The following is a 13,600-nucleotide window of genomic DNA, read 5'->3' as shown; positions in this document are numbered from 1 at the left end:
GCCCGCCGTTTTTCAGTAAACAAACGCAAAAAGGCCATCCTTCCGGATGGCCTCTTCACTTGATTGATGCCTGGCAGTTCCCTACTCTCACATGGGGAGACCCCACACTACCATCGGCGCTACGGCGTTTCACTTCTGAGTTCGGCATGGGGTCAGGTGGGACCACCGCGCTAAAGCCGCCAGGCAAATTCTGTTATCTGTATCAGGCTGAAAATATCGTCTGTCTCTTCGCCAAAACACCTTCGGCGTTGTAAGGTTAAGCCTCACGGTTCATTAGTATCGGTTAGCTCAACGCATCGCTGCGCTTACACACCCGACCTATCAACGTCGTCGTCTTCAACGTTCCTTCAGGAGACTTAAAGTCTCAGGGAGAACTCATCTCGGGGCAAGTTTCGTGCTTAGATGCTTTCAGCACTTATCTCTTCCGCATTTAGCTACCGGGCAGTGCCATTGGCATGACAACCCGAACACCAGTGATGCGTCCACTCCGGTCCTCTCGTACTAGGAGCAGCCCCCCTCAATTCTCCAGCGCCCACGGCAGATAGGGACCGAACTGTCTCACGACGTTCTAAACCCAGCTCGCGTACCACTTTAAATGGCGAACAGCCATACCCTTGGGACCTACTTCAGCCCCAGGATGTGATGAGCCGACATCGAGGTGCCAAACACCGCCGTCGATATGAACTCTTGGGCGGTATCAGCCTGTTATCCCCGGAGTACCTTTTATCCGTTGAGCGATGGCCCTTCCATTCAGAACCACCGGATCACTATGACCTGCTTTCGCACCTGCTCGCGCCGTCACGCTCGCAGTCAAGCTGGCTTATGCCATTGCACTAACCTCCTGATGTCCGACCAGGATTAGCCAACCTTCGTGCTCCTCCGTTACTCTTTGGGAGGAGACCGCCCCAGTCAAACTACCCACCAGACACTGTCCGCAACCCGGATTACGGGTCTACGTTAGAACACCAGCCATTAAAGGGTGGTATTTCAAGGGCGGCTCCACGCAGACTGGCGTCCACGCTTCAAAGCCTCCCACCTATCCTACACATCAAGGACCAGTGTTCAGTGTCAAGCTATAGTAAAGGTTCACGGGGTCTTTCCGTCTTGCCGCGGGTACACTGCATCTTCACAGCGAGTTCAATTTCACTGAGTCTCGGGTGGAGACAGCCTGGCCATCATTACGCCATTCGTGCAGGTCGGAACTTACCCGACAAGGAATTTCGCTACCTTAGGACCGTTATAGTTACGGCCGCCGTTTACCGGGGCTTCGATCAAGAGCTTCGCCTTACAGCTAACCCCATCAATTAACCTTCCGGCACCGGGCAGGCGTCACACCGTATACGTCCACTTTCGTGTTTGCACAGTGCTGTGTTTTTAATAAACAGTTGCAGCCAGCTGGTATCTTCGACTGATTTCAGCTCCGCCCGCAGGGGCTTCACCTACACATCAGCGTGCCTTCTCCCGAAGTTACGGCACCATTTTGCCTAGTTCCTTCACCCGAGTTCTCTCAAGCGCCTTGGTATTCTCTACCTGACCACCTGTGTCGGTTTGGGGTACGATTTCGTGTTACCTGATGCTTAGAGGCTTTTCCTGGAAGCAGGGCATTTATCACTTCAGCACCGTAGTGCCTCGTCATCACACCTCAGCGTTAATAAGGTACCGGATTTACCTGGAACCTCCGCCTACATGCTTAAACCGGGACAACCGTCGCCCGGCTGACATAGCCTTCTCCGTCCCCCCTTCGCAGTAACACCAAGTACAGGAATATTAACCTGTTTCCCATCGACTACGCCTTTCGGCCTCGCCTTAGGGGTCGACTCACCCTGCCCCGATTAACGTTGGACAGGAACCCTTGGTCTTCCGGCGAGCGGGCTTTTCACCCGCTTTATCGTTACTTATGTCAGCATTCGCACTTCTGATACCTCCAGCATGCCTCACAGCACACCTTCAACGGCTTACAGAACGCTCCCCTACCCAACAACACATAGTGTCGCTGCCGCAGCTTCGGTGCATGGTTTAGCCCCGTTACATCTTCCGCGCAGGCCGACTCGACCAGTGAGCTATTACGCTTTCTTTAAATGATGGCTGCTTCTAAGCCAACATCCTGGCTGTCTGTGCCTTCCCACATCGTTTCCCACTTAACCATGACTTTGGGACCTTAGCTGGCGGTCTGGGTTGTTTCCCTCTTCACGACGGACGTTAGCACCCGCCGTGTGTCTCCCGTGATAACATTCTTCGGTATTCGTAGTTTGCATCGGGTTGGTAAGCCGGGATGGCCCCCTAGCCGAAACAGTGCTCTACCCCCGAAGATGAGTTCACGAGGCGCTACCTAAATAGCTTTCGGGGAGAACCAGCTATCTCCCGGTTTGATTGGCCTTTCACCCCCAGCCACAGGTCATCCGCTAATTTTTCAACATTAGTCGGTTCGGTCCTCCAGTTAGTGTTACCCAACCTTCAACCTGCCCATGGCTAGATCACCGGGTTTCGGGTCTATACCCTGCAACTTAACGCCCAGTTAAGACTCGGTTTCCCTTCGGCTCCCCTATACGGTTAACCTTGCTACAGAATATAAGTCGCTGACCCATTATACAAAAGGTACGCAGTCACCCCATAAAGAGGCTCCCACTGCTTGTACGTACACGGTTTCAGGTTCTTTTTCACTCCCCTCGCCGGGGTTCTTTTCGCCTTTCCCTCACGGTACTGGTTCACTATCGGTCAGTCAGGAGTATTTAGCCTTGGAGGATGGTCCCCCCATATTCAGACAGGATACCACGTGTCCCGCCCTACTCTTCGAGTTCACAGCAAGTGTGCTTTCGTGTACGGGACTATCACCCTGTACCGTCGGACTTTCCAGACCGTTCCACTAACACACAAACTGATTCAGACTCCGGGCTGCTCCCCGTTCGCTCGCCGCTACTGGGGGAATCTCGGTTGATTTCTTTTCCTCGGGGTACTTAGATGTTTCAGTTCCCCCGGTTCGCCTCGTTAACCTATGTATTCAGTTAACGATAGTGCAACGGATTGCACTGGGTTTCCCCATTCGGACATCGCCGGGTCAAGGGTTCATATCACCTCGCCGGCGCTTTTCGCAGATTAGCACGTCCTTCATCGCCTCTGACTGCCAGGGCATCCACCGTGTACGCTTAGTCGCTTAACCTCACAACCCGAAGATGTTTCACTTCATGGTTGCGAAAATTTGAGAGACTCGAACACACATGAGCTGTGTGTCGTTTCAATTTTCAGCTTGATCCAGATTTTTAAAGAGCAAATATCTCAAACGTGACTCGTAAGTCAGTTTTGAGATATGACGGCAGGTGACTTTCACTCACGAACCAGCAAGTGGCGTCCCCTAGGGGATTCGAACCCCTGTTACCGCCGTGAAAGGGCGGTGTCCTGGGCCTCTAGACGAAGGGGACGTACAGTCTCAATCGCAAGACGCCTTGCTATTTACTTTTCATCAGACAATCTGTGTGAGCACTGCAAAGGCAGGTTCTTTAAGGTAAGGAGGTGATCCAACCGCAGGTTCCCCTACGGTTACCTTGTTACGACTTCACCCCAGTCATGAATCACAAAGTGGTAAGCGCCCTCCCGAAGGTTAAGCTACCTACTTCTTTTGCAACCCACTCCCATGGTGTGACGGGCGGTGTGTACAAGGCCCGGGAACGTATTCACCGTGGCATTCTGATCCACGATTACTAGCGATTCCGACTTCATGGAGTCGAGTTGCAGACTCCAATCCGGACTACGACGCACTTTATGAGGTCCGCTTGCTCTCGCGAGGTCGCTTCTCTTTGTATGCGCCATTGTAGCACGTGTGTAGCCCTACTCGTAAGGGCCATGATGACTTGACGTCATCCCCACCTTCCTCCAGTTTATCACTGGCAGTCTCCTTTGAGTTCCCGGCCGGACCGCTGGCAACAAAGGATAAGGGTTGCGCTCGTTGCGGGACTTAACCCAACATTTCACAACACGAGCTGACGACAGCCATGCAGCACCTGTCTCAGAGTTCCCGAAGGCACCAATCCATCTCTGGAAAGTTCTCTGGATGTCAAGAGTAGGTAAGGTTCTTCGCGTTGCATCGAATTAAACCACATGCTCCACCGCTTGTGCGGGCCCCCGTCAATTCATTTGAGTTTTAACCTTGCGGCCGTACTCCCCAGGCGGTCGACTTAACGCGTTAGCTCCGGAAGCCACGCCTCAAGGGCACAACCTCCAAGTCGACATCGTTTACGGCGTGGACTACCAGGGTATCTAATCCTGTTTGCTCCCCACGCTTTCGCACCTGAGCGTCAGTCTTTGTCCAGGGGGCCGCCTTCGCCACCGGTATTCCTCCAGATCTCTACGCATTTCACCGCTACACCTGGAATTCTACCCCCCTCTACAAGACTCTAGCCTGCCAGTTTCGAATGCAGTTCCCAGGTTGAGCCCGGGGATTTCACATCCGACTTGACAGACCGCCTGCGTGCGCTTTACGCCCAGTAATTCCGATTAACGCTTGCACCCTCCGTATTACCGCGGCTGCTGGCACGGAGTTAGCCGGTGCTTCTTCTGCGGGTAACGTCAATCGATGAGGTTATTAACCTCACCGCCTTCCTCCCCGCTGAAAGTACTTTACAACCCGAAGGCCTTCTTCATACACGCGGCATGGCTGCATCAGGCTTGCGCCCATTGTGCAATATTCCCCACTGCTGCCTCCCGTAGGAGTCTGGACCGTGTCTCAGTTCCAGTGTGGCTGGTCATCCTCTCAGACCAGCTAGGGATCGTCGCCTAGGTGAGCCGTTACCCCACCTACTAGCTAATCCCATCTGGGCACATCCGATGGCAAGAGGCCCGAAGGTCCCCCTCTTTGGTCTTGCGACGTTATGCGGTATTAGCTACCGTTTCCAGTAGTTATCCCCCTCCATCAGGCAGTTTCCCAGACATTACTCACCCGTCCGCCACTCGTCAGCGAAGCAGCAAGCTGCTTCCTGTTACCGTTCGACTTGCATGTGTTAGGCCTGCCGCCAGCGTTCAATCTGAGCCATGATCAAACTCTTCAATTTAAGTTTGATGCTCGTGAATTAAACTTCGTAATGAATTACGTGTTCACTCAGAGACTTGGTATTCATTTTTCGTCCGAGGACGTTAAGAATCCATGTCACTTTGAGTGCCCACACAGATTGTCTGATAAATTGTTAAAGAGCAGTGCCGCTTCGTTTTCGCTGCGGCGCGGGGTGTGCATATTACGCTTTCCCGCTTCAGAGTCAAGCGTTTGTTTTGCTTTTCTCTGCTGACCCGGCGGCTTGCGTGCCGTTGTTCCGTGTCAGTGGAGGCGCATTATAGGGAGTTCTTCTGAAGTGACAAGAGGAAATTTAAAAAAAGTTTCTGACCGTGTTTTTTTTCACCAAAAGCGATGAGATCCAGCTACAAATTGTTCTATTTGATGTATCTGCAACCACAATCACACCTGAGATGGCATAATTAGCCGCATCAATATTTAAGGAATAAAAGCGATGCCATTAAGCGCACAACAGCTGGCAGCTCAAAAAAACCTGTCCTATGTGCTGGCAGAGAAACTGGCGCAGCTGATCTTAGCGGGTAAATATGCTCCAGGTAGCATCCTGCCCAGCGAGATGGAGCTGGGAGATCAGTTTGGCGTTAGCCGTACCGCCGTTCGCGAAGCGGTAAAAACATTAACGGCGAAAGGGATGGTGCTTCCACGCCCGCGCATTGGCACCCGCGTTATGCCTCAGGGAAACTGGAACTTTCTCGATCAGGAGTTGCTCACCTGGTGGATGACCGAAGATAACTTTAATCAGGTCGTCGATCACTTTCTGGTTATGCGCAGCAGTCTTGAACCTCAGGCCTGTCTGCTTGCCGCCACGCTCGGCACAGCAGAGCAAAAAGCGCAGCTCAATACTTTGATGGAAGAGATGGTGGATCTGAAAAAGCACTTTAACCGCGAACGCTGGATAGCGGTCGATATGGCCTGGCATGAACATATCTATAATATGAGCGGAAATCCTTTCCTGACCTCCTTTGCTTCTTTATTCCATTCTGTGTACCACACTTACTTTACCTCTATCACACAGGATGAGGTGGTGAAGCTGGATCTGCATCAGGCGATAGTCGATGCCATTCAGGAGAGCGACGGGCAGCGAGCCCTGAGTGCGTGCCAGGCGTTGCTGGCCGCGCCAACCCACCAGCAGGTAAATAAATGACAGAGAAAAAAGCACGCAGTATGGCCGGACTGCCGTGGATTGCAGCCATGGCGTTCTTTATGCAGGCACTGGATGCCACTATCCTCAATACCGCCCTTCCCGCCATCGCCCAAAGCCTTAACCGCTCCCCGCTGGCGATGCAATCCGCCATCATCAGTTATACCCTGACGGTGGCGATGCTTATTCCGGTCAGCGGCTGGCTGGCCGATCGTTTCGGCACACGCAAAGTGTTCATGCTGGCGGTGACGCTGTTCACGCTCGGTTCTCTGGCTTGCGCTCTCTCCACCTCTCTGACGGAACTGGTTATCTTCCGCGTTCTACAGGGGATAGGCGGCGCGATGATGATGCCCGTCGCGCGTCTGGCGTTATTGCGCGCCTATCCGCGCAGCGAACTGCTCCCGGTGCTCAACTTTGTGACTATGCCGGGGCTGGTCGGTCCGATACTTGGCCCGGTTCTCGGCGGCGTACTGGTGACCTGGGCAAGCTGGCACTGGATCTTCCTGATTAATATTCCGATTGGTGTGGCAGGGCTGATTTATGCCCGCAAATATATGCCGAACTTCACCACGCCAAGACGCAGCTTCGATATGGGTGGTTTCTTCCTGTTTGGCCTGAGCCTGGTCCTGTTCTCCAGCGGGATGGAGCTGTTTGGCGAGAAAATCGTAGCGACGTGGCTGGCGCTGGCCGTCATCCTCAGCGGTATTCTGCTGTTCCTTCTATATATACGTCATGCGCGTCGCCATCCGACACCGCTTATCTCTTTATCTCTGTTTAACACCCGAACGTTCTCCGTCGGGATCGCGGGCAATATTGCTTCGCGTCTGGGCACGGGCTGCGTACCGTTCCTGATGCCGCTGATGCTCCAGGTCGGTTTCGGCTATCCGGCCCTGATTGCTGGCTGCATGATGGCGCCCACGGCGATGGGCTCAATTCTGGCAAAATCGACGGTCACGCAGGTGCTGCGCTGGTTTGGCTATCGTAAGACGCTGGTTGGCGTGACGATCTTTATCGGATTGATGATTGCGCAGTTCTCCCTGCAATCTGCGGCGTTACCAATCTGGATGCTGATCCTGCCGCTGTTTGTGCTGGGTATGGCCATGTCGACGCAGTTTACGTCGATGAACACCATCACCCTTGCGGACCTCACCGACGAGAATGCCAGCAGCGGCAACAGCGTACTGGCGGTCACTCAACAGCTGTCGATCAGCCTCGGGGTTGCCGTGAGCGCGGCGGTACTGCGGTTTTATGAAGGGTTCGAGGGAACTAATACCGTTGAGCAGTTCCACTATACCTTTATCACCATGGGCGCGCTTACCGTGGTATCGGCGGTGGTCTTTATGTTGTTAAAACCAAAAGACGGCCGGAACCTGATTAAAGAGCGTCACAAAGAGAAGGCTAAACCGAACCGCGTTCCATCAGAACAGGAGTAAGCTGCAAACGTTGCTGTTGCAGCGTGGGCTGGGCCATGCGGTGGATCAACACATCAATGGCCAGCTCACCCAGTTCATCTTTCGGCTGATGGATGGTGGTCAGCGGCGGCGTCATGTAGCGCGCCAGTTCGATATCATCGTAACCGACGATCGCCATGTCGTCCGGAACACGTAATCCCGCCTGATACAGCGCCTGATAAGCTCCGAATGCCATCGCATCGTTACCGATAAACACCGCCTGCGGACGCGGCTCTTGCGCCAGCAGTTTCTGCATTGCTTCAAATCCACCGTTAAATTCGAAATCGCCGGTGATGCGATAGCCATCAGGAATGGCAAGCCCCGCCCGTGCCATGGCCGAAAGATAGCCTTCCAGACGCAAGCGCGCCGGGGTTTTATCCAGCGGGCCGGTAATACAGGCAATGCGGGTATGTCCTTTATCGATCAGATGCTGAGTCGCCATATCGCCGCCCAGCAGCGAGTTATCCTGGATCAGATCGCTGGTGCCGTCGAACGGCGCCCAGTCCATCATCACCGTGGGAATAGAAGGGTAGCGCTGGATGATCTCTTTCGAAGGTTGATGCGTTTCGGTACAGAGCAGCAGCAGCCCGTCGACGCGTTTTTGCATCAGCGTCTCCAGGTTTCGGTTCATGCGCTGCTCATCGCCTTCGGTATTACATAGCACCAGGCTATAGCCGCGTTCGAAGCAACTGCGCTCCACGCCGCGCACCAGTTCAGAATAAAAAGGGTTGGTACTGGCCGTGATCAGCATGCCGATGGTGCGCGTCTGGTTGAGCTTCAGGCTGCGGGCCAGCGCAGACGGCGCATAGTTGAGTTCTTTAATTGCAGCGTCAACTTTCTCCCGAATCGCCTCGCTGACGAAGCGATCGTTATTGATAACGTGGGAAACAGTCGAGGTAGAAACGCCCGCCATACGGGCGACATCTTTCATTGTGGCCAAGCGTTACCCCTGCTGACTTAAGAATTCATCAATCTCTTTACGCCATGGAACAGAAGGCTGAGCGCCTTTACGCGTCACCGCAATCGCAGCGGCGGCATGCGCGAAGCGGATCGCGTCATCCATTGCTTTTCCTTCCAGCAGCGCCGTTACCAGCGCACCGTTGAAGGTGTCTCCTGCGGCGATGGTATCAATGGCTTTGACCTTAAAGCCCGGCACGCGACGGCCTTCGCCATTGACGCTAGCCCACACCCCACGGCTGCCGAGGGTGATGATTACGGTGCCGATGCCTTTATCATGCAGCGCAAGCGCGGCACGCGCTGCATCGTCATCATTTTCGACACGGATACCCGTTAGCTTTTCCGCTTCGGTTTCGTTCGGGGTGATGATATCCACCAGCGCCAGCAGCTCGTCTGATAATACACGGGCAGGCGCAGGGTTAAGTACGACAGAGGTATGATTTTCATGCGCAATTTTCGCGGCGGCCAGCACGCTTTCAACCGGTGACTCCAGCTGCATCAGCAGGGCTTCCGCTCCGGCGATGATTCCACGCTGCGCTTCGACGCGTTCAGTCGTTAACGCGGCATTAGCCCCTGCATGAATACCGATGACATTCTCACCTTCCGCATTGACGAAAATCAGCGCCACGCCGGTAGATTCCCCTGCAACCACGCTGACGGGTGCAATGTCGATGTTGTCGCTTGCCAGCTGTTTGCGTACACGCTCGCCGGTATCGTCATCACCCGTACAGGCGATAAACGCGATATTCGCCCCGCTGCGTCCGGCTGCAACTGCCTGGTTTGCGCCCTTACCGCCGAACGCCACCTGATACTGATTGCCAGTGACGGTTTCGCCCGGAGTGGGGAACGTTTCAAGGTTAAGAATGTGATCGGCATTGATACTGCCAAGGACGACGAGGTTGCCTGCGGTTTTCATGTATTGAGGTGTCCATCTGAGAGCGCCACCGGTCTTACCCGGTGGCGTATGCCACACTTTTCTTTTATTTGGTGTCCCTCAGGCAGCCAGCGACTGCCTGAATCGCCTTTACTGCTTAATGACCAGTTTCAGGTCAACAGGATATTTGGCCTGAACTTTTTCACCCTTCAGCACTTTATCGGCAGTTTGCACGCCAGTCGCGCCAATCTGCTCAGGCAGCTGAGCGATGGTCGCAGCCAGTTTGCCATCATTTACTGCTTTTTCACCATCCGGCGTGCCGTCAAATCCGACAACCATCACATCTGATTTACCCGCAGTCTGGAGCGCACGCAGCGCGCCCAGCGCCATTTCGTCGTTCTGTGCGAATACCGCCTGCACATCAGGATGCGCGGTCAGCAGGTTCTGCATGACGTTCAGGCCCTTTGTACGGTCGAAGTCTGCCGGCTGGCTCGCCAGCACGTTGAATTTGTGCGCCGCTACAGCCTGCTGGAAGCCTTCACCACGTTCACGGGCCGCGGAAGTCCCGGCGATACCCTGCAACTCGATCACTTTCGCGCCTTCGCCTGCTTTCTTCGCGATGTAGTCGCCAGCGATTTTACCGCCCAGGACGTTATCAGACGCAATGTGGCTGACCACATCCCCTTTCGTTGCCTGACGGTCCAGGGTGATGACCGGGATCTTCGCCTGGTTTGCCATCTTCACGGCGTTACCGACCGCGTCGGAATCGGTTGGGTTGATCAGCAGAATTTTGGTGCCACGAACGGTTAAGTCCTGAACGTTAGCCAGCTCTTTCGCCGGGTTGTTCTGAGAATCCAGCACCACCAGGTTGTAGCCCAGTTTATCGGCTTCTTTCTGCGCGCCATCCTTCAGGGAGACGAAGAACGGGTTGTTCAGGGTAGAGACAACCAGCGCGATGGTATCTTTGGCCATGGCGTTAGCACTTACGGTTGCGCTCAGCGCGACAGCAGAAACCAGGGTAGCCAGTTTTTTCATGTTCATATCTAAGATGTCCTGTAGTGTCGTCAGTTACTGTTTTTTGTTGTCTACCAGGACCGCCAGCAAAATCACCACTGCCTTAACGATCATCTGGTAATAGGAGGAAACACCTAACAAATTCAAACCATTATTCAGGAAACCAAGAATCAGTGCGCCGATCAATGTCCCAACAATGCGACCTTTACCGCCCGCAAGACTCGTACCGCCCAGAACCACTGCCGCGATGGCATCCAGCTCATAGCCCGTACCCGCCGTTGGCTGCGCGGAAGAGAGGCGCGCCACTTCGATGATGCCCGCCAGAGACGCCAGCAGGCCGCACAGGGAGTAAACGATAATTTTGACTTTATTAACGCTGATACCGGACAGACGCGTTGCCGCTTCGTTACCGCCCAGCGCATAGATATAACGACCCAGACGGGTATGGTGCAGCATGTACCACGCCGCCAGGAAAACGATAGCCATGATCCAGACCGGGGTCGGGACACCCAGCGGGCGACCGATACCAAACCAGCCAAACAGATCGGCGTTATCGGTAAAGCCGGTATTAATCGGGCTGCCGTTGGTGTACACCATGGTCACACCGCGCAGCAGCAGCATCATCACCAGCGTGGCGATGAACGCCTGAACGCGACCTTTCGCCACAATCACGCCGGTTACGGCGCCAATTGCCGCACCTGCCGCCAGCGCAGCGGCAACGGCCACCAGCGCGTTGACCTCGATACCGACAATCGACGCGGCGATCGCGCCGGTGAGGGCCAGCAGGGAACCGACGGACAGATCGATACCCGAGGTCAAAATCACCAGCGTCATCCCCACCGCCATAATGGCGTTGACGGAGGTCTGCTGAAGAATGTTGAACAGGTTATTGACGGTAAAAAAGTTCGGGCTCATGGTCGACACAATCGCGATCAGCACCAGCAGGGCAATCAGCGATTTTTGTTCCATCAGCCATGCCTTTGTGAAATAGCGGCGACCAGAAACAGCCTGGGTAGTCATCTTCTTACTCCTGATTCACGCGATTAAGCTTGCCCACAGCGGCAGCCATCAGAACTTCCTGGGTGGCCTGCTCGCGAGTGAATTCACCGCCGAGATGCCCTTCATGCATGACGATAATGCGATCGCTCATGCCTAATACCTCTGGCATCTCGGAAGAGACCAGAATGATGCTCAGACCGTCGGCCTTGAACTGGTTAATCAGCTGATAGATCTCTTTCTTCGCGCCCACGTCCACCCCGCGGGTAGGCTCATCCAGGATCAGCACTTTCGGGCGCGTCATCAGCCCGCGGGCAATCGCCACTTTCTGCTGGTTCCCGCCGGACAACAGGCCAATCGCCTGCTCCATCGATGGGGTTTTAACGTTAAAGAGACGGATAAAATCGCTGACCGCCTGCTGCTCATCTTTGTGTTTCAGGCTGCCGCCGCTGCGGCTGAAATAGCCTAGCGCAGTCAGGGACATGTTCTCTTTCACCGACATGCCCAGCACTAAGCCGTCGCGCTTACGGTCTTCGGAAATATAGACAATGCCGTTCGCCAGGCCATCCTGCGGCGAGCGGGTGACCACCTCATGGCCGTCGAGGGTAACGTAGCCGCTGGTGCGCGGCAGTGCGCCATAGAGCACTTTCATCAGTTCGGTACGTCCCGCTCCCATCAGGCCTGCGACGCCAAGGATCTCGCCCTTGCGCAGGGTAAAGGAGACGTCATTCACGCCCGGCCCGCAGAGGTTATCCACCTTCAGGCGGATCTCTCCCGGCGCTTTATCCAGATGCGGATACTGATCTTCGAGCTTACGTCCCACCATCATTTCGATCAGCGAATCTTCGGTCAGGGTTGCTACTTCGCGCTCGGCAATAAACTGCCCGTCGCGAAACACGGTGACGTCGTCGCAGATTTCGAAGATCTCTTTCATGCGGTGAGAGATATAGACAATGCCGCGGCCCTGCGATTTCAGCTCACGGATCACGCGGAACAGGGATTCGGTTTCGGTATCGGTCAGGGCGTCGGTCGGTTCATCCATAATGATGACCTTCGACTCGAAGCTCAGCACCTTCGCGATTTCCACCATCTGCTGATCGCCGATGGAAAGGTCGCCCACCAGTCGGTCGCTCTTAAAGCGCAGATTCAGCTTCGCCAGCAGTTTGTCCGCTTCGGCATACATGGTTTTCCAGTCGATTTTGCCAAACCGGTTCACGAACTCACGGCCGAGGAAGATGTTCTCCGCAATGGTGAGCTGCGGGATCAGGTTCAGCTCCTGGTGGATGATGCCGATGCCCGCTTCCTGAGAGGATTTCGGGCCGTTGAAGGTGGTCTCTTTACCCAGCCACAGCAGCGAACCGGCATCGCGTTGGTAGATACCGGTCAGCACTTTCATCATGGTGGATTTGCCCGCGCCGTTTTCGCCCACCAGCGCCATGACGCGCCCGGAATAGACGTTCAGCGCCGCGCCGGAGAGGGCTTTTACGCCCGGGAACGACTTATCGATCCCTTTGAGTTGCAGTAATGCGTCCATGATGGCCTCAGAAGGTGACGCCAGCACAGAGAATGATATTCGCATACGGGGAACACTCCCCGCTGCGAATCACCGCCTGACTGTCTGCGGTTTGTTGTTTGAACTGCTCGTGCGTTGTGTAACGAATTTCTATGGTGTTTCCCTGGTGTTGTTGCAGTTGCTCAATATGGCTGAGCAACGTTTCGTGGAGTTGCGGATTATGTTGTTTGATTTCCGCCGCGAGAATGGCCGCCTCAACCTGCATCTCCGCCGTCACGACTTCCAGTACCTGCATAAACGAAGGAACACCCTGCGTTAACGCCATATCAATACGGGTTGTGCTGCGCGGAACCGGTAAGCCTGCATCGCAAACTACCAGCGTATCGGTATGCCCAAGACGGGAAATAACCGATGAGATTTCTGAGTTAAGAACCGTGCCTTTCTTCATTTTCTTGCTCCACTAGCGAAACGTTTCGCTAAAAACAGTGTAGCCGCAGAAGTGTTCAGAAAACCATCATGACGTAACGGATTTGTGATCAACGTCGAAACGTTTCGCTAAGTGAAATATTGAGGTGATTTTGGCGGGTATGTTGAGGAT

Annotated in this window: 8 protein-coding genes, 1 tRNA gene and 3 rRNA genes; 2 read left to right on the top strand and 10 right to left on the bottom strand. The window is 54.5% G+C overall.

The window, feature by feature from the left end; all coding sequences use genetic code 11:
* Positions 1-68: 68 nt before the first annotated feature.
* From rrf to RHN82_RS09735, 4 genes are all read right to left on the bottom strand, one after another.
* A 5S ribosomal RNA gene (gene rrf, locus RHN82_RS09750) occupies positions 69-184 on the bottom strand.
* Positions 185-252: 68 nt separating this feature from the next.
* Positions 253-3,157: ribosomal RNA gene (locus RHN82_RS09745) — 23S ribosomal RNA — on the bottom strand.
* A 183-nt stretch (positions 3,158-3,340) separates the two neighbouring features.
* Positions 3,341-3,416 (bottom strand) — tRNA-Glu (locus RHN82_RS09740).
* An 84-nt stretch (positions 3,417-3,500) separates the two neighbouring features.
* Positions 3,501-5,042, bottom strand: a 16S ribosomal RNA gene (locus tag RHN82_RS09735).
* The 16S, 23S and 5S rRNA genes sit together here with 1 tRNA gene alongside, the layout of an rRNA operon.
* Positions 5,043-5,492: 450 nt before the next feature.
* Here RHN82_RS09735 and RHN82_RS09730 point away from each other — a divergent pair.
* Both RHN82_RS09730 and mdtD read left to right on the top strand, forming a co-directional pair.
* Positions 5,493-6,200, top strand: coding sequence for a FadR/GntR family transcriptional regulator (locus RHN82_RS09730; RefSeq protein WP_003862405.1), 708 nt, complete (start codon positions 5,493-5,495; stop codon positions 6,198-6,200).
* Positions 6,197-7,630, top strand: a complete 1,434-nt coding sequence (mdtD, locus tag RHN82_RS09725) for a multidrug transporter subunit MdtD (protein ID WP_015570156.1) — start codon at positions 6,197-6,199, stop codon at positions 7,628-7,630. The genes RHN82_RS09730 and mdtD overlap by 4 nt, the downstream gene beginning before the upstream one ends.
* Here the strand turns inward: mdtD and rbsR are convergent.
* The 6 genes from rbsR to rbsD all read right to left on the bottom strand — a co-directional run bounded on the left by rbsR (position 7,596) and on the right by rbsD (position 13,450).
* Positions 7,596-8,588: a ribose operon transcriptional repressor RbsR gene (gene rbsR / locus RHN82_RS09720; protein WP_072190029.1), complete on the bottom strand. Its 993-nt coding sequence runs from the start codon at positions 8,586-8,588 to the stop codon at positions 7,596-7,598. The two genes, mdtD and rbsR, sit on opposite strands and share 35 nt — an antisense overlap.
* 3 nt (positions 8,589-8,591) lie before the next feature.
* Positions 8,592-9,521 (bottom strand): ribokinase, encoded by a 930-nt coding sequence (rbsK, locus tag RHN82_RS09715; RefSeq protein ID WP_003862399.1) that lies wholly within the window; start codon positions 9,519-9,521, stop codon positions 8,592-8,594.
* A 108-nt stretch (positions 9,522-9,629) separates the two neighbouring features.
* Positions 9,630-10,520, bottom strand: coding sequence for a ribose ABC transporter substrate-binding protein RbsB (gene rbsB, locus RHN82_RS09710; RefSeq protein WP_003862397.1), 891 nt, complete (start codon positions 10,518-10,520; stop codon positions 9,630-9,632).
* 27 nt (positions 10,521-10,547) lie between these two features.
* On the bottom strand, positions 10,548-11,513 hold the full coding sequence (rbsC, locus tag RHN82_RS09705; protein WP_003862395.1) for a ribose ABC transporter permease: 966 nt from the start codon (positions 11,511-11,513) through the stop codon (positions 10,548-10,550).
* A 4-nt stretch (positions 11,514-11,517) separates the two neighbouring features.
* A complete protein-coding gene (rbsA, locus tag RHN82_RS09700) occupies positions 11,518-13,023 on the bottom strand; it encodes a ribose ABC transporter ATP-binding protein RbsA (RefSeq protein WP_040118256.1) in 1,506 nt (501 codons plus the stop codon).
* Positions 13,024-13,030: 7 nt separating this feature from the next.
* Complete coding sequence (gene rbsD / locus RHN82_RS09695) at positions 13,031-13,450, bottom strand: D-ribose pyranase (protein WP_003862392.1); 420 nt, start codon at positions 13,448-13,450, stop codon at positions 13,031-13,033.
* Positions 13,451-13,600 lie beyond the last annotated feature (150 nt).

This window comes from Enterobacter cloacae complex sp. EB5, from assembly GCF_031432835.1.
Taxonomy (GTDB): Bacteria; Pseudomonadota; Gammaproteobacteria; order Enterobacterales; family Enterobacteriaceae; genus Enterobacter; species Enterobacter hormaechei_C.
The sequence above is the reverse complement of the archived record's forward strand: the minus strand, read 5'-3'. Positions and strand labels throughout refer to the sequence as shown.